13 protein-coding genes are annotated in these 17,752 nt (G+C 45.8%); 3 read left to right on the plus strand and 10 right to left on the minus strand.

The genetic code is table 11. The annotated features are described in order from the left end of the window. Window positions 1–82: 82 nt before the first annotated feature. Together glgA and glgB are read right to left on the minus strand one after the other, a co-directional pair. Window positions 83–1,525, minus strand: coding sequence for a glycogen synthase GlgA (gene glgA, locus GUA98_RS09145; protein ID WP_193722793.1), 1,443 nt, complete (start codon window positions 1,523–1,525; stop codon window positions 83–85). Then, window positions 1,522–3,528: a 1,4-alpha-glucan branching protein GlgB gene (glgB, locus tag GUA98_RS09150; protein ID WP_193722794.1), complete on the minus strand. Its 2,007-nt coding sequence runs from the start codon at window positions 3,526–3,528 to the stop codon at window positions 1,522–1,524. The genes glgA and glgB overlap by 4 nt, the downstream gene beginning before the upstream one ends. A gap of 196 nt (window positions 3,529–3,724) precedes the next feature. Between glgB and GUA98_RS09155 the strand changes: the two genes are divergently transcribed. Continuing rightward, window positions 3,725–4,951: a glucose-1-phosphate adenylyltransferase gene (locus GUA98_RS09155; protein WP_227779506.1), complete on the plus strand. Its 1,227-nt coding sequence runs from the start codon at window positions 3,725–3,727 to the stop codon at window positions 4,949–4,951. Between the two features lie 76 nt (window positions 4,952–5,027). Here GUA98_RS09155 and GUA98_RS09160 read toward each other — a convergent pair whose 3' ends face one another. From GUA98_RS09160 to GUA98_RS09180, 5 genes are all read right to left on the minus strand, one after another. Then, a complete protein-coding gene (locus GUA98_RS09160) occupies window positions 5,028–6,533 on the minus strand; it encodes a sensor histidine kinase (RefSeq protein WP_153979005.1) in 1,506 nt (501 codons plus the stop codon). Continuing rightward, window positions 6,530–7,228 (minus strand): response regulator transcription factor, encoded by a 699-nt coding sequence (locus GUA98_RS09165; RefSeq protein WP_095286490.1) that lies wholly within the window; start codon window positions 7,226–7,228, stop codon window positions 6,530–6,532. The genes GUA98_RS09160 and GUA98_RS09165 overlap by 4 nt, the downstream gene beginning before the upstream one ends. Then, complete coding sequence (locus GUA98_RS09170; RefSeq protein WP_146239907.1) at window positions 7,221–8,543, minus strand: hypothetical protein; 1,323 nt, start codon at window positions 8,541–8,543, stop codon at window positions 7,221–7,223. Before GUA98_RS09170 ends, GUA98_RS09165 begins: the two co-directional genes overlap by 8 nt. A 16-nt stretch (window positions 8,544–8,559) precedes the next feature. Then, window positions 8,560–9,285, minus strand: coding sequence for a phosphonate ABC transporter ATP-binding protein (locus tag GUA98_RS09175; protein WP_127536731.1), 726 nt, complete (start codon window positions 9,283–9,285; stop codon window positions 8,560–8,562). 84 nt (window positions 9,286–9,369) lie between these two features. Then, window positions 9,370–10,560 carry an MFS transporter gene (locus GUA98_RS09180; RefSeq protein ID WP_321573851.1) on the minus strand — a complete coding sequence of 397 codons (1,191 nt, stop codon included), beginning with the start codon at window positions 10,558–10,560 and terminating at the stop codon, window positions 9,370–9,372. Window positions 10,561–10,772: 212 nt separating this feature from the next. On the opposite strand from GUA98_RS09180, the gene GUA98_RS09185 reads away from it, so the two are divergent. Together GUA98_RS09185 and GUA98_RS09190 are read left to right on the plus strand one after the other, a co-directional pair. Beyond that, window positions 10,773–11,693, plus strand: a complete 921-nt coding sequence (locus GUA98_RS09185) for an ArsR/SmtB family transcription factor (RefSeq protein ID WP_153979008.1) — start codon at window positions 10,773–10,775, stop codon at window positions 11,691–11,693. A gap of 47 nt (window positions 11,694–11,740) precedes the next feature. After that, window positions 11,741–12,505 (plus strand): HAD family hydrolase, encoded by a 765-nt coding sequence (locus GUA98_RS09190; RefSeq protein ID WP_193722796.1) that lies wholly within the window; start codon window positions 11,741–11,743, stop codon window positions 12,503–12,505. 58 nt (window positions 12,506–12,563) lie between these two features. Here the strand turns inward: GUA98_RS09190 and GUA98_RS09195 are convergent, their stop codons facing one another. The 3 genes from GUA98_RS09195 to GUA98_RS09205 all read right to left on the minus strand — a co-directional run bounded on the left by GUA98_RS09195 (window position 12,564) and on the right by GUA98_RS09205 (window position 17,249). Beyond that, window positions 12,564–14,894, minus strand: a complete 2,331-nt coding sequence (locus GUA98_RS09195; RefSeq protein ID WP_193722797.1) for a type IA DNA topoisomerase — start codon at window positions 14,892–14,894, stop codon at window positions 12,564–12,566. 125 nt (window positions 14,895–15,019) lie between these two features. Next, on the minus strand, window positions 15,020–15,511 hold the full coding sequence (locus GUA98_RS09200) for a Fur family transcriptional regulator (protein ID WP_227779507.1): 492 nt from the start codon (window positions 15,509–15,511) through the stop codon (window positions 15,020–15,022). A 250-nt stretch (window positions 15,512–15,761) separates the two neighbouring features. After that, window positions 15,762–17,249: a glutamate synthase subunit beta gene (locus GUA98_RS09205; RefSeq protein ID WP_095286483.1), complete on the minus strand. Its 1,488-nt coding sequence runs from the start codon at window positions 17,247–17,249 to the stop codon at window positions 15,762–15,764. Window positions 17,250–17,752 lie beyond the last annotated feature (503 nt).

The following is a 17,752-nucleotide window of genomic DNA, read 5'->3' on the forward strand; positions in this document are numbered from 1 at the left end:
CAGGGCATTCCAACATGGCTCCGGATTTATTCTGCAAAAAAAGCCACAGTACGATATATACTGCGGCTCCGTGGTTTGGTCATTATTTTGTATTCTCAACAGTAATGCTGCGATAAATGTCCATGTATTCATCAGCCGAAACATCCCAGCTGTAATCCCCGTTCATGCCATTTTTCACAATCTTCTTCCAGTGGTCGGGCTCGCGATACAACTTCTCTGCACGACGGATCGTATTCATCATGTCATGTGCGTTAAAGCTGGTAAACGAGAAGCCGTTCCCTTCACCGCTGAACTCATTGTATGCCTGCACAGTATCGTTAAGACCACCCGTTTCACGGACAAGCGGCACACTGCCATACCGGAGTGCTAACAGCTGACTTATACCGCACGGTTCAAACTTGGAAGGCATGAGAAATATATCACTTCCTGCATAGAAACGACGGGATAATCCATCGTTGAACTTGATTTGGGCTGACATTTTCAGTGGATAACGATAGGACGCCTCCCGGAACCAATGCTCGTAGGCAGGATCTCCTGTTCCCAATACGGCGAACTGGATGTCATCATAATACAACAGCTCATCCAATATGCGACAAACGAGATCAAGTCCTTTAGAGTCAACAAGACGGGTAACCATGACCATCAAAGGTGCGTCTGGACGGACAGGCAGCCCGAGCTCTTTCTGCAGCTCAATCTTATTCTCCGTTTTCTTGGAAAGGCTTGTTCTGTACTTCACCGGGATTTTGTTATCCGTCGCCGGGTTGTAACTCTTGGTATCAATACCATTCACAATTCCGGTAAAACGTTCGCCAAGCGAGCTAAGCAGACCGTCCAAGCCGTAGCCGTAATAGGAAGTTTTCACTTCCTGTGCATAGGTGGGGCTTACTGTTGTTACATGGTCTGAATAGACAATACCAGATTTTAGAAAATTGACATTACCATAATATTCTGCGCCATCCATGGTGAAATATCGGTCGTCCAGTTCAAGCAAATCGCTGAATAACGAATGCGGGAATACACCTTGATACAACAGATTATGTATGGTGAATACGGTACGGATCTCACTATAGAATGGCTCATGTGCGTAATGTGCCTTCAGCAGCAGCGGAATCATTCCCGCATGCCAGTCATGACTATGAAGCACATCCGGCTTGAAGTCCAGCAGCGGCAATACCTCAAGTACCGCGCGATTGAAGAAAGCAAATCTCTCCCCATCATCCATATACCCGTAGACTCCGTCACGGCCAAAGTAATATTCGTTATCGACAAAATAAATCGGGATTCCGTCATGGACGAGCATCTCAATGCCGCAGTATTGTCTGCGCCAGCCCAGTGGAACATCCGTCACGATAACCGGCTTCATGGCCTCCTTATATTCGTCAGGGATCCCTTTATATTTGGGTAAAATGACACGAACATCTGCCCCAGCCTTTTTCAAGGCTTGAGGCAAAGCTCCAATAACGTCAGCGAGTCCACCCGTTTTGATAAATGGATGGCCCTCAGCAGCAGCGAATAAAAGTTTCACGCCTTCTTCCCCCTTTTTGTTTTGGCAGTGGTCTTATTTGTATTTTTGAGTGCTTTTGGTCTGACCGATGCGACTTCATTTGCTGTCTCACCCGTTTTCCGACGTGTATTCTTTTTTAGAATAACCACGCTTAGCGGAGGCAAAACAATCTCCAGACTGTGGGGATGGCCATGAAAAGGAATCTTTTCGGTAGCTATCTGCATATCATTCAATATACCTGATCCCCCGTAATCGGGATGATCACTGTTCAGAACTTCGGCATACATACCGGGACGCATGACACCAATCCGGTAACGCTCCCGCTTGACCGGCTGGAAGTTAACAAGCACAAGGAGTGTATCCGCAGGTTTTTTTCCTTTGCGTACATATGAAATGACACTTTGGCTATGGTCATCCGGAGTGATCCATTCATATCCGTCCAGGGAATGATCAAGCTCCCACAAAGCTTTTTCGCTCAGGTACAGCTCAGACAGGTCACGTTCAAACTTGTGGAGTTTGCGGTGACTGTCATAATCCAGCAAAAACCAATCCAGCTCATCCTCATCTTTCCATTCAATAAACTGGCCAAATTCTCCGCCCATAAAGAGCAGCTTTTTGCCTGGGAAAGTCATGAAGTAACCCAAGAAAGCTCGCATGCCATCAAATTTTTGTTCGTACGATCCAGGCATCTTGTCCAGCAAGGACTTTTTGCCATGTACGACTTCGTCATGCGACAGAGGCAGCACATAATTCTCAGAGAAGGAGTACACCACTGGAAATGTCAGCAAATGATGCTTCGACGGACGATCGTGGAAATCGGTTTTCATATAGTCCAGCGTATCGTTCATCCAACCCATGTTCCATTTATAATTGAATCCCAGTCCGCCTACGTCAACAGGAGACGTGACCATCGGCCATGCACTGGACTCTTCAGCCATCATCAGCGCATAAGGATAATACTTGAAAATCGTTTCATTGAGTTGCTGCAAGAAGGCAACAGCTTCTTTATTTTCCAGGCCCCCGTCTGCATTGGGACGAAATTGGCCAGAATGCTTTTCAAAGTCAAGCCTTAACATGCTGGTAACCGCGTCTACACGCAGACCATCAAAGTGATACATTTCCATCCAATACAGCGCATTGGAGATAAGGAATGAACGAACTTCCGGTTTCGAATAATCAAAACTTAGGGTGCCCCACCCTGGTCTCTCAGCCAGCAATGGATCTGCATATTCGAACAGCGGTGTGCCATCAAACAAACGCAGACCATGGGCGTCCTTGGCAAAGTGAGCAGGCACCCAATCAAGCAGTACTCCTATTCCAGCCTGATGTAGTGTATCCACTAAATACATTAGATCCTGAGGACCTCCAAAGCGGCTTGTCGGGGCGAAGAAGCCCGTACTCTGATACCCCCAGGAAAGGTCATAAGGGTGTTCACTGAGCGGCATCATCTCCACATGTGTGTATTTCATTTCTAATAAGTAAGGAACGAGCAGATCCGCGATCTCTCTATAACTGTATAAAGAGCCGTCTTCCTTGCGCTTCCATGTTCCGATGTGCATCTCATAAATATGTAAAGGCTTGTTATATACAGCCCTTTGTTTCCGTCTCCATGCACCATCGTTCCATTTGTATCCCTGGATGGAACTTGTAATGGAAGCAGTCCGAGGCCGAACTTCGGCGTGGAATGCATACGGGTCTGCTTTTAGCAGTTCTGTTCCGTTTTCCGTTAAAATACGGAATTTGTATAAAGTTCCTTCACTGATTTCCGGAAAAAAACGAGTCCAAAATCCAGAATCGGGTATCTTATATAAAGGTGCCTGTTCACCTTTCCAATCATTGCGGTCAAGAGCCAGTCCTACTTCTTTGGCATTTGGAGCCCAGACAGTGAAGCGATACCCCTGACGATGATCCTCAGTCGCAGGCTGTGCGCCTAATATTCGATAACTGTGATGAAGGTTTCCTTCATGAAACAAATAGATATCCTCCGGCGAAATGGCCGGATCTGCCAATGGTTGAATGGCCAAGAGATCACCTTCTTCCCCTAGAAAATAGATATAACGTTAACCATTACCCCATTCTAGCCAAGTTGAAAAGAAAAATGACGTGTTTAAAAAAATGTTGTAATTTTACAGGAATTTTACAGTATACATCGTTTCAACAGCTCCACTTTGCGTTTATGTAAGTACTACACTGGACAAATATCTTGGGAGGGAAACGATTATGTTTAATAAAGATTGCATCGCTATGTTACTGGCGGGAGGAGAGGGGAAAAGATTAGCCCCATTGACCTCAAGTATTGCTAAACCCGCTGTACCGTTTGGCGGGCACTACCGGATTATCGATTTTCCTCTCAGCAACTGCGTAAACTCAGGAATCGATACGGTTGGAGTATTGACGCAGTACCAAGCTGAATCTTTACACGATCACATTGGTGGAGGAGAACCATGGGGACATGGGAATTCGGAAGAGGCAGGAATCTCCCTGCTTCCATCTTATCATACAGGAAATGACGAATACTTGGGAACGGCGGATGCCATTTATAAAAATATGGACTATATTGACCAGCAAAACCCCGAAAATGTTCTAATTTTGTCGGGAGACCACATTTACCACATGAATTATCGCGACATGCTGGAATCCCACAAAGCGAACAAAGCGGTTGCGACTATTTCAGTCATGGAAGTTCCTTGGGATGAAGCACATCGCTTCGGAATTATGGCTGCGGATGAAAATATGCGTGTGACCGAATTTGCAGAAAAGCCTGCTGAACCAAAAAGCAACCTGGCTTCCATGGGGATTTACATGTTTAATTGGGAGTATCTGAAACGCCATCTTCTGCTGGATGCGGCTAATCCGAATTCCAGTCATGACTTTGGTAAAGACGTTATTCCTCAAATGCTTAATGAAAACAACTCTCTTTTCGTGTATAACTTTGATGGTTACTGGAAAGATGTTGGTACTGTAAAAAGCTTGTGGGATGCTCACATGGATCTGCTGCATAACGAAGAAAACTGGAGCCTTCACAAAGAACATTGGCCGATGTTCACTCGTGACTGGAAAACCAAATTAAGTGCTCACAAAGCTCGTCATTCCCGTGCTGAGCATGCGTCCTCCATGGTTCATGAGTCATGCGCCATTGAAGGCCGTGCAGAGCGCTCTGTTATCTTCTGCGGTGCTGAAGTAGGAAAAGCTTCTGAAGTCAAAGACAGTGTAATTATGCCAAATGCCCGTATCGGTAGAGGTGTTCACATCGAACGTGCCATTATTGGTGAAGGTGCCATTATCAAGGACGGCGCCATTGTCAAAGGCACGGCTGATGAAATTGTCGTTGTAGGCCCGAATGAGGTTGTATCTGCCAAACCGGCAGTCCGCACTCAGCCTGCACGTATTCTGAAAGAAGTATATGAGAAAACCGGTCGCTTGCGCGCTGGCGAACTCTCTTCATAATATACCAAAAAAGGCAAGCCGTTAATGGCTCGCCTTTTTTGGTGCTTTCAGAAGGTGTCGATTGTCAATCGGATGTCTATTCGCTTTTGCCTGTATCTGAACCCGGTTTGATGTGTTGTTCCCCGCTCTCTTGATGCGTTTCTGAAGGGAGTTCATCAACCGGATGCTCGGTTATGATCTCTTCTTCCGGCAAAGCGGGCAGTTCTATCGTGACGGTTGTACCCGATCCTAGTTCACTTTGTATCGTAATTGTTCCTTCATGCAGTTCCACGAGTTCTTGCGTAATGGCAAGCCCCAATCCTGTTCCACCATTCTGGTGATTGACCTGGAAGAACCGATCACGTACCTTGATGAGATGCTCCTCGCTAATCCCGATCCCGGTGTCCTGCACAGCAGCTATGATCTTCCCGTCCTCTTCTTTTACCGACAGATAAATCCACGAATTTTCGTGTGAGAATTTAATTGCATTATCCACGATGTTCAGGAATACCTGTTTTAGGCGATTTCCATCACCATGCACGTTAAAAGCACGGGTCTCATCTGTTTCCAGCTTCAAATGTATTTGCTTTTGTTCCGCTTTGGCCCAGACGTTTAACATCGTTTCCTGCACAATCTCGCGAATGCTGACCGTACCTTTGACCAGCTTCATCTGATTTTGCTGCAGTTTGGAGAAATCCAGCATCTCTTCGACAAGCCCGATCAAGCGTTCGGTTTCTTTCGAGATAATGCTCATGCCAATACGTGTTTCATCCGGATCATATCCGCCTGAATCCAGCGTTTCACTCCAGCCTTTGATACTGGTCAGTGGTGTTCTGAGCTCATGGGAAATGGATGATATAAAATCATCCTTGATCTGGTTACTGCGAACAATCTCATGAGCCATAAAATTCAGTGTAGATGCCAGTTCACCAAGTTCGTGCTTATAGTTTCCTTTGACTCTGACATCCAGACGTCCTCTCGCCATCTGGGCAGATACCGCGGTAATATTGTTAATGGGACGCACGATGGAGTTCGCCATACCAATGCTGATAATCAGGACAATGGCCATAACGGCAATCCCGACGGCAACGGCAAGCAATCCCATGACTAGCAGCTTTGAGTTTACATTTTCCAGTGAAGTCAGATATCTTACAATGTACGTATTCTCGCCACCCAGATCAAGTTTGTGCGAAACGGCCATGACTTGCTCACCGGTGCCCGGTTGTCTGCCTACCCACCGTCCCGTATTGCCATTTATGGCCTGCATAATATCACTTGTCTGCATCACAGCCCGGTCAGACTCGAAGGCCGCAGAGCTGGCAAGAACTCGTCCATTGAGATCCAGAATTTCGAGCTCTGTGCTGGATAATTCCAGGTTAGAAAGTAACTTCGACAGATTACCGTTATCCGCATTATCCTCGCGGGCAATGGGCTCCAAAAAGTCTTTTGACATGGAAATATGAGAGCTGATGGTATTGTAGATACTCTCGTAATAATACCGCTGCACCGCAAGCATAAAAATAAATTCCACCAATAACAGAGCAAGCAGAACTACGAAAAAATAATGTAGTACGATCTGCCTGGTGATGCCTTTTTTAATCATTGCTCCCGGCCCTTCCATTTATAACCGTGACCCCATACAGTCTGCAGGTATTCAGGTTCGGAAGGATTATTCTCGATTTTCTGGCGTAAGCGGCGAATGTTCACATCCACAATTTTGGGATCTCCCATATATTCCTTGCCCCATACATGATCCAGGAGCAAATCACGGCTAAGTGGTGTATTCTCTTTTTCCAGGAAGAATTGAATAAGTGAAAATTCCGTTGGAGTCAATTCAATCAATTCATTTTGTTTTTTAAATTGTTTGGAGATTAAATCAAGAGAAAACGGCCCCGATTGGAATGTGACTTTAGCTGCAGTCTCCCGGTGCACATTCACTCTGCGCAGCAAGGATTGGATTCGTGCGATCAGTTCAGTCGGGCTGAATGGTTTGCTTACATGATCGTCAGCTCCAACAGAAAGAGCATATACCTTGTCCTGTTCCTGAACCTTGGCCGTCAAGAAAATGATGCCCAATCGTTCATTGGTTTCACGGATGCGACGACACACTTCGAAACCGTCAATTCCAGGTACCATGACATCAAGAAGAGCCAGGTCAATATCGGGTACAGTTTGCAAGATGCGAAGTGCTTCATGCCCATCTCCTGCTTCAAGCACTTCGAACCCGTTTCTCTTCAAATTGATAACGATAAAACTGCGGATGGATTCTTCATCCTCAAGTATAAGTACTTTACTCATTTAGTTCTCCCTTTCTGTTCAGCTGAGACATATTATCAAGTAATCCATCATTACTATCCTGCGCATTACGTGAAGCAATCACCCGGTCGTTTGTTCGGGTAATTTCCTTCCATCTCTTTCCTTTTTCCTGTTCCCACTGAGAAAGCGTGAAATATTTAATTTCACCCACGGTTTCATCCGTATCAATCATTTTAAATCGAATATATTTTTCTTTTTCCGACTTGGTATCAATGGTAATCTTCCCGTACCACTCCGGCTTTAGATTTAAATGAAACAGATTGGCATCATCACGATACTGGAACGAAACAAATTCTTTTCCATCCTTGCCATCCCATTGATAAAAGGTATAAAACCACATGCGGGAGTCAAACACGTAATGTTCCCAGCCCTTTGGCGTTTCCTTTAGTCCAAATTCAATAATACCATCATTGTTGAAATCACCGCTTAAAATTTTGTCATCTCTATAGGTTTGATCAGGGGATTTGAAGGCATTCACCAGTTTGTTATCCTTCACATAAATCAGTTGTGAAAAAGAACTGCGGTCATCCAGCTCTGTGTCCAGCACAATACCCATCTTATCCTTGGCGATTTCTCCTCCAAGCGCATTGTAGATCTCTTTAACGGTATAATCGGTTTGCAGCCGATCAACTTCCTTAAAGCTGCCTTCGTCATACTGATACAACGCTACACTTGCAAACCCACTGTTATTTAGGGCTACAATGGCAAAATCGCTTTTTCCATCCCCATTCATGTCCAGTGTGTTACCTTGCAGATCATCAATAATATACTGGTTATAAGGGACTCCACCCAATACCTGCTCAAGTGCACCGCCATTATATGAATACGCCGTCAGTGCTTTTTGGTCTTGCAGACTCACACCGAGGATGATATCCGGGTTTCCATCGTTTGTGATATCCAACACTTTAAAGGATTGCAATTCACTTCCCGGAACGTCAAACGTCAGCTTCTTAACCCACGTATCTCCCTGTTCCTCCAGGAGCATGCCATGGATACGCACATTCTCATTGGGTGTTTCGTAAAATACGATAGCTTCGCGCGTGCCGTCCCCGTCGAGATCTTCAACACGAATCATGCTGGTATTGTTCATGTCTTTGGGACGAATCAGATTGCTCTCTGGCGGCTGCTCTTTCTGAACAACGTAAAACAATTTTTCTTTGTCCGTGGACAGCATGGGTTTCTTCATCAAGCCCTTGGGGTCGCTTATGACCGTACATCCGCTAAGAACGGAGCCGAGCACCACTGTCACTGCTCCACACGCTAACAGGCGCCCCCATCTTGAGTTAAGCAATTTCATCACTCATTTCAATAGTTTAAATCATGTTTTTTTCCTTCTGTGTCAGTCTACGTCCACGTATATCAAAGGCAATCTTGCCTTCTGCAAGACCCCAGATGCGAGCTGCATGTTTCTCCGCCATCTCAATGGGTAACACGGCAATAACCGTTGCCCGTTCTTCTTCGCACAGTTTCCGCAGCGTCTCGAGTACTGTGTCGGCAGTATGTGGGTCAAGCCCAATTACTGGTTCATCCGCGAGAATGACTTTCGCCCCATGGGCGAGTGCACGGGCAATCGCTACGCGCTGCTTCTCACCACCGCTTAGCTTTTCTGCAGTTTGATGAGCTTTATCCAAAAGTCCAAGGCCTTCAAGATAATCCATGGCACCCATGTAATCATCGGAACGGACCATTCCAGTCACCATTCTCCACCAAGGCGTCTGACCAGACCGGCCGATCAATACGTTTTTGAGTGCTGACTTTCTAGGATAGAGCTGAGGATTCTGTTCCAAGTATGCCCATTCACGTTTAATTTTCCGTTTGCCGGACCAGCCTTCTTTCAAAATTTCGACACCGTCAACCGTAAATCGGCCGCCATCCCATTTCTCCATCATGGCCAGGCACTTGAGCAGCATGCTTTTTCCACTGCCGCTTGAACCGACTACTGCGATCATTTCACCTTGTTGCATATCAAATCGTATATCCCGCAGAACCGGAACACGGTCCGCTCCAACGGATTTACTCAAATTCTCAACTCTGATCATCGCGATGTCTCCTCTTGTCCATGTTTTTCCCTACTATATAGTGTACTCGGAAATGGACATCAATTTCCATGCGAACACCAGCTTCTATTTTAACACAGAATGAGAACTTGGTTTATGTTGGAATAGGACACCTGCGGCACCAAAAAGCAGATAAAAACAACCAAGCAGGATAAACATGCTTCCGGGTGAGATCCAATTGATCATCTGCCCACCCAAATTCGGCCCCAGAATACTGCCTATCGTAAAATGGAATGAGGCCACAACGTTTGCTGCAGGAAGAAGTGCCTTTGGTAAAATATCTGCTGCATAGGCAAGTCCAAGCGAGAAAAACGACCCTACCAAGCCACCTGCTACGGTCAGGAGTACCAGCGTCCACCAAAAGTGAGTTCCGGCCACAGGTACCAGCATGAACATCACCCCGCCTGCAATACCAGCAGACATTAACACTTTTTTACGTCCAAAGCGGTCACTGAGGATGCCCAGAGGTAACTGCAGAAACAAACCTCCTATTCCCACAAACGGCAGTAAAGATGAGATCTCATTAGCGTCTAAACCGATCCGCAAGCCATATACCGGAAAGTTGCTGTTCATCCCGGCTTCCATATAGCCATAAAGTAGAGCTGGTATTAACGCATACCATGCCCAGGCCCAGCTGCGGCGGAAGCGGCGTTCCGGAAGCTGACCATGCTCTGCTTTTTCCGGTTTGGTATCCGGAAGCCTCATTAATACAAGCAGAAGCACGGCCACCATACAAATGAAAAGAACCCAGAACGGCACAGCCTCACCAAATCCGAGCAGCTTGATGCCCAATGGGCCGATACTGAAGCCAAGTCCGTAGGACATTCCATATAGGGATATGTAACGACCTCTCTTTTCGGGTGCTGTCACGAGAAGGACCCAGAGCTGAGCAGCATAATGTAATGCACTATCGCCTATACCAACGACGAGACGAAGAATAAACCATATTTTAATATCCGGTAAATACGGAAAAAGAATCAGGGGAAACATAACAAATAACAGGCCGCCGACAATCAGCTTTTTGAAACCAACCGCTCCGAGCAGCCGTTCAGCGACCAGAGTCATTGCAAAGGAACCTACATACAGCGCTGCTGCATTGAGGCCATTTAACCCTGGTGATACCCCTTTTTGCTCCAGAAAAATGGATAGTACAGGAAGCAACAGTCCCTGACTAATCCCTGCTACAACTATAACGATGATCAGGATCAGATAGTTGGATGTAGAATGTGATGATTTTGCGACATTAATGGATGACACGAATTTCATTCCTCCTGCGGACAACCAAAAGAAAAATCGCCATCGCTGACGACTTTTCGCATGTTATTCATATTCATATGATAAAGCGCTGCTTCACCGGTGCTTTTGCCCCGGACTTGAACATTATAGTGGACAACGCCCTGCAAAACAAGCCATAATAGTACATAAGTCGCTGCGTACATTTAGATGTGACGGGAGGATTCTGCATCGTTATGACTTATCATGTCAAGATTGATGTTTCACCGATATATGAAATGCTGAACAGTTTTCTTGTATATGTCACGAAAAAATGGATTCAACATCTGGATGTTGGACCCGAATGGATTCTTGAAGTGGAAGGCAAACTAAGTTCCAACGTACGTGCTGCTCTCGCACCTGCGTCGACTTGGCCTTTTGATGATTTTGATGTTTTGTTCGCATGGGCCGCCTACCGGACCTGCTCTTCAGAGAATCAGGATTTTCTCAATATGCTTGCGAGTCTGCCTGCAGAGGAATTGTTTGCACGAGTATCTCCTCTTCTGCCGAGTATTACAATAGAAGAAACAAGTCGTATTCGGGACAGTTACGTGCCGCTTCTACGTCTCTGGGACCAGCATTACTGCCAGAATATAAGTGACGATTATCGTACCTGGCTGGAAGAGGACGCTCAGGAGAAGCGAATTCTTTTGGAGAAAATGGGACCTGAACTGCTTATCGAATATGCTACAGCAGGTGTTATTGTGGAGCCAATGCCCGGATTAGATGAAGTGATTCTATTCCCCACAGTACATAACCGTCCAATTAATATTTACTGCTTCTACGAAGGCATGATGATTATGCAATACCCGGTTGATACTCCTGAAGAGAATGAAGATCAGCCGCCAACCTGTTTGCTTCGTTTTACTCATGCTTTGGCTGATCCCGAACGACTTCGCCTGCTTCGTTATGTATCCGATGAGCCGAAGTCGCTTGCGGAGATGTGTGAAGAATTGAACAAAGACGAAGACATGGTGAAAGATCAGGTTATGGCGCTGCGTGTCGCAGGTTTGCTTCGTACCCATCTGCTCGGCAGTAACCGCAAAGAGAAATACAGTATCCGGCCGGATGGCGTGTCTGAATTGAACATGTTCCTAGAATCCTATATACGCATATAAATAAGGATGTAACTGGAGTTGCCGGCAGCAAGGAGTGATTTTCTAAAATGAACACGATTAAACAGCACATCATTTTCGATCTGGACGATACACTCGTCTATTGCAACAAATATTTCAACTTAGTCCTCGGTGAGTTCTTCGAGAACATGCAGGAGTGGTTTGACCATCACGCATTAACCGTCCAGGACATTCGTGACAAACAACTGGAGATTGACGTGACCGGTGTGAACCAGGTCGGATTCGCCAGTCACCATTTTCCACAGTCTCTGATTGATACGTATCGCTATTTCTCTCAGAAATATGCAAGAGCCACTTCCACTGAAGAAGAAACGTTCCTCACGAAGCTTGGTATGAGTGTATATGATCGGGAGGTTGAACCTTACCCTCACATGGTTGAGACACTGGAAAGCCTGCAATCAGCTGGACATGCCCTCTATCTGTATACCGGAGGCGAAACGGTGATTCAACAACGGAAGATTGATCAGATGAAATTATCTGCTTATTTCGATGACCGTATCTATATAAGGCAGCATAAAAACGTCGAAGCACTTGAAAGCATTTTATCTTCCGGCCCCTTCGACCGCAAAACAACATGGATGATCGGAAACTCATTACGCACGGATATTTTGCCAGCAGTCACGGCTGGAATCCATAGCATATATATTAAACAACCCAATGAATGGCAGTATAACATTGTTGAACTTCAGCCCAATCCGGAGACTTCGATGTACACCATCACCGCTCTCGAAGAGGTGCCTCAGGTCATTCATGAGAATATTCAGCAGCAGCAGCAAAAAAGGACCCTGGGTTAAGGGTCCTTTTTTTGTTTACATCACATCTGTGATTTCTTTATTTTTTTGAACAACCTTACTACTCCTGCCTTTCAGCTGACAGCTTGCCCGAAGATAGATCCTGCAGGATGATTTTAGCCTTAACCGTACTCCCGTCCTTACGTTTGAAAGACAGCACCTGAGTGCTTCCCTTCTCGATCAAGGACTTTAACATCGTACTGGTTATTTTTTTGCCAACGTACTCTTTCCAGATGACAAACCCGCAGCCTTCCTTAAATCGCGTACACCCATAGCCTTTTTTTCCCTCAATAATCTGACCGGTGCATCCCGGCGAGGGACAAGATGCCAAGGGCTCACGAACACCGGCATTTGCCGAGCTCGCAGATGCAGTCTTTGCTACTGACACTGCTGTGTTACTCGATTTGGAGACTGATCCTGAAGACTGCCGTGTTGATTTGGCAGCTGATGCTGCTGTTCTCGCTGTTGTTTTCGTTCCTGATTTTGAGGATTTTGCTCCCTTGCCTTTGCCACGTCCCCCGCGTGAATCTTCCCCGAAGGCGTATGCAGGTGCAGGAGCTTGTACACGCACCTTATCAATGATGGACATCGTAAATTTCTTCACGTTCTCCATAAACTTGTCCTGACCGGCTTCCCCTTTGGAGATCTGATACAATCTTCTCTCCCATTGTCCAGTCATCTCCGGAGAGGTTAACAAATCAACTCCGGCTCGCCGAATCAATTCGATCGCTGTTCGGCCTTTTAACGTCAGCTGCATCTTTTTGCCCTGCATCGTGATATAACCAACATTTTTGAGCCTCTCGATGGTTGCAGCTCGTGTTGCTGGCGTGCCCAGACCGCTGTCCTTCATGGCATCTCGCAGTTCCTCGTTTTCGATCTGCTTCCCCGCACTTTCCATCGCTTTCAGCAAAGTTCCCTCCGTATAACTTTTGGGAGGTTGGGTTGCTTTTTCCTTGAACTCGCTCTTGCTGCACTGCACTGGAAGATCTGGCTGCACAGAGAACGACTTATCCGTCCATTCTTCGGATTCTTCTTCCTCATTATTGTTCTTCTTCGTTTTTTTCTTTCCCGAGCCATTCTGCTCTTGATCCGTAGAAGGCAGAACGACTTTCCACCCGAGTGACAGCAGTTCCTTCACAGAAGTTTTGAACTGATGCTGCTCTACTTCAGTAAGTACAGTATGCTGTTTATACTCTGCTGGTGGATAGAAATGAGACAAAAACCGTCTGACGATCAGATCGTAGATGTTCTGTTCATCCTTCGATAAGGTACCTGGCCTTTTTAACGTAGGTAAAATGGCATGGTGATCCTCAACCTTGGAAGGATTGCAGACTCCCTTGTTATTTTTATGAACCAATTCTGGCTTTGCACCAATGGCCAATTCACTATAGGGGCCGTTCTTCAGCAGGTTTAATGTTTTGTGCATACCCTCAATATTCTGTTCCGTAACATAGTTGGAATTCGTCCGCGGATAGGAAATAACCTTGTGTTTCTCGTACAAGGCCTGTGCAATGTCCAGTGTCTTCTTCGCTCCATACCCATACTTGGCATTGGCTTCACGCTGCAGCAGAGTCAGATCATATAGTCTGTACGGATACTCCTTCGTTTGCTTCGCCTCATACTTGGTAATATGTCCGGTCTTGCCCTTCACGCTGCTCGCTATCGCTTCAGCAGCCTCCGCGTCTGTGAGCTTGTCCCCTTGGCGTAAGCCTCTGTACTCTACACCCTCCTGACGGAACCAGGCGGCGACTTCATAAAATGTCTGTGATTGAAATGCCTCAATCTCCATTTCCCGATCATAGATCAACGCAAGAACCGGTGTCTGTACACGTCCCACAGATAACAGCGCGTTATGCCGAGTCGTAAAGGCACGTGATGCGTTCATGCCAATCAGCCAATCGGCCTCACTTCGGGCGCGAGCAGCATGAGTCAGATTTTCGAACTCTGATGCATCCTTAAGCCCATCAAAGCCACGCTTAATGCTCTCTGCAGTCAGGTCCGAAATCCATAGTCGTTTAACTGGCTGACGCAGCTTCAACTGCTGTTGAATCAATGCAAAAATATACTGGCCTTCACGCCCGGCATCACATGCATTTACGATCGATGATGCTCGTTTGGCAAGCTCTCCAATGATCTTCAGTTGATCTTTTGTTCTGGGATTCGGCACGATTTTGAACTGATCCGGAATAATGGGCAGATCCGCCATATTCCATCGTTTGTATTTCGTATCATATGCATCCGGTTCAGCAAGCCCGAGCAGATGACCAATCGCCCAAGTGATAATGTAATGCTCACCTTCAAGATAACTGCGATTGTTCTTGGCTCTTGGTTCTATGACGGCGGCAATGGTTCGACCCATATCAGGCTTTTCCGCTATAACCAATGTCTTCATCCGTCCATCTCTCCTCCTTCACCGTCCGCATGACGGCAAAAAGGGGCCTTCCGCCCACGGAAGCCCCTTGCTTCTGAATCCTATTATATCAGATTTTGATTCCGGGAGCATCCTCCGTGGAACAATTAACCTGCTGCTTGTTCATTTACGGCCTGCTTTTCCCTGCATTCCCTGCATACGCCCTGAAAGTCAAGACGATGATCCGTCACGGCGAATCCGTATTGACGTTCAATCTGCTGCTCCAGACGAAGCAACCCATCTTCCATAATTTCTTCCACTTTTCCGCACTCTGTACAGATCAAATGATGGTGATGATGGGAGCCATCTGTACTCCGCAGATCGAAGCGTGCAGCACCATCTCCAAAATTAATCTTCTCTACAACCTGAAGATCACTTAGCAGCTCTAATGTCCGATATACGGTTGCCAGGCCGATCTCAGGAAACTGCTCCTTCACCAGCAGAAACACTTCCTCCGCACTGAAATGATCCTTTTCATGTTCAAGCAGCACACGTACAGTCACTTCACGTTGTTGTGTCAATTTATATCCTTTGTCTACCAATTGCTTTTTAATGTCAAATATTTGTTCTGTAATGGACTTCTCCCGGTTTCTTGCCATAACTGGTCGCACCTCCGGATTTAATTCTCTATTTAACAAGGTCATTTGTCATCTTATTTATAATTATTATAATCTAATAATAAGTCTTTATTACTTAAAATGCAATGCTATACCGCACACTAGCTCAAATTATTTGTTACGCAGGTGGAATAGTGAAGTAAAAAAACAACTCCCACTAAAAGCGAGAGTTGTTTTTTTACTTCACTATTTTTGTTTCGATATAATTTATGCAATTATTGCTTAGTTCAAATTAAGCAAGAACGGTGGCACCCATCAGGTATTTGTCTACTTCACGAGCAGCTTCGCGTCCTTCATTGATTGCCCATACAACCAGACTTTGTCCGCGACGCATGTCACCTGCAGCGAATACTTTATCCACATTGGTATTGTATTTGCCGTAGCGAGCTTTAACATTGGTACGACGATCTGTTGCAAGTCCCAGCTGTTCAACCAGCGTTTGCTCTGGACCATCAAACCCGATCGCGATCATTGCCATTTGTGCAGGGAAAACGCGTTCTGTTCCAGGGATTGGCTGATAGATCTTACGACCTGTTTCATCGACAATACGCTCGATTTGAATCGTGTGCAGCTCTTTGAGGTTGCCCTCTTCATCTCCAACAAATTTGGTTGTCATGATGGAGAATTCACGCGGATCTTGCCCGAATAATGCTTTCGCTTCCTCTTGTGCATAGTCCAAGGTGTAAACGTTAGGGAATTGCGGCCAAGGGTTGTTAATGCGATCACGTTCCATTGGGGCTTGGGTATGCGTACCAAATTGAGTTACGGTACGACAACCGTGACGGAGCGATGTAGCCACACAGTCCGAACCGGTATCTCCGCCACCAATAACGATAACGTCTTTATCTTTTGCAGAAATGTAGTTTCCGTCTTCCAGGTTGGAATCCAGGTAACTTTTGATACTGCCATTCAGGAAGTCCATCGCGTAATGTACGCCTTTCAAGTCGCTTCCTTCAATATTGAACTCCCGCGGCTTCGTAGCTCCACCACACAGCACGACAGCATCATACTCGTCCACCAATTGCTGAGCAGGAATATCCTTGCCAATCTCGGTGTTTGTGACGAACTGAACGCCTTCCGCTTCAAGCAGATCCACACGACGCTGCACCACTTTTTTGTCCAGTTTCATTGTTGGAATACCATACATCAGCAAACCGCCGACACGGTCCGAACGCTCATATACAGTTACCGTATGGCCTGCTTTGTTCAACTGAGCCGCTGTCGCAAGACCTGCAGGGCCAGAACCAACGACCGCAACGCGTTTACCTGTACGTTTCTCCGGAGGTTGGGGAACCACCCAGCCTTCTTCGAATCCTTTTTCGATAATAGCTTCTTCAATCGTTTTGATGGTAACCGGCTGGCCGATCAGACCAACAGTACAAGATCCTTCACATGGAGCTGGACAGACACGACCTGTAAACTCCGGAAAATTATTTGTTTTGTGCAGACGATCAAGCGCTTCTCTCCACAATCCACGATATACAAGATTATTCCATTCCGGAATCAGGTTATGCACAGGACAGCCCGACGTTCCGCCAATCATATCTATACCTGTATGGCAATACGGGGTACCACAATCCATGCATCGTGCACCTTGTGTTCTGAGCTCTTCTTCAGCCATATGTTTATGAAACTCTTCCCAATCCTTAATCCGCTCAGCCGGCTCCCTGTCCGCAGGCAGCTGCCGTTTGTATTCCATAAATCCAGTAGGTGTAGACATCTTACGTTTTCCCCCATCCGTTCTCGTCTTAATCCTTTCATTGGCATGGTTCTATATGAAATGGATTACTCATGCTGAGTTTTTTGTCTATTGTATCACAAAAACTTCTCAAAGATATTTCAATTATAGTAGCATTTCGACAACTGAATATTAAATGGATTATCCGCATAATTATTTGTATTTTATACATCATATCGTCAGCTTTAGCTGTGGTCAATACCCTTATTTTGGAGCTGAAATTGATGATCAAAAGTCTGATCTAACGTTTATTATGTCGAAAAACAAAATGAACGTCATGTAAATGTGAGCTAATTTGCCATTAAAATCAAGCAAGTCAGTCCTATACACCTCCTAATTCCGAATATTCACTCGAATTTAGGGCTTTACAACGGTAAATGCCCATAACTTTTATACTATTTTACTAATTATGTTGAAAAGCTTATTCTTGAGCCCCAATTCCTCTTGGTTACAAATGTTATATTCGTGTAAACAACAAATCATGG

This window comes from Paenibacillus sp. P13VS, assembly GCF_015143645.1.
In the GTDB taxonomy this organism is placed as follows: Bacteria; Bacillota; Bacilli; order Paenibacillales; family Paenibacillaceae; genus Paenibacillus; species Paenibacillus xylanilyticus_A.